Below are 214 nucleotides of genomic sequence, written 5' to 3' on the forward strand. Positions count from 1 at the left end.
CTGTGAGCAACGCTCCCACCGCCACCGCACCTTTGAGATCCCCGAGCGTTGCTCCCACCGCCACCGTGCTTTCGGAGTCTGTGAGCACCGCTCCCACCGCCACCGCACCTTCGGGAACTGTGAGCAACGCTCCCACCGCCACCGCACCTTTGAGATCCCCGAGCGTTGCTCCCACCGCCACCGTGCTTTCGGAGTCTGTGAGCACCGCTCCCAC

Annotated in this window: 1 protein-coding gene; it reads right to left on the bottom strand. The window is 66.4% G+C overall.

Features of this window, described 5'->3' with window-relative positions; translation table 11 throughout:
* Positions 1-205 (bottom strand): hypothetical protein (locus ADL01_RS46705; RefSeq protein WP_234354820.1); only part of this gene is annotated, 205 nt, incomplete at its 3' end.
* Between the last annotated feature and the right edge of the window lie 9 nt (positions 206-214).

Origin of the sequence: Streptomyces sp. NRRL WC-3618 (assembly GCF_001280005.1) — a bacterium.
Taxonomy (GTDB): domain Bacteria; phylum Actinomycetota; class Actinomycetes; order Streptomycetales; family Streptomycetaceae; genus Streptomyces.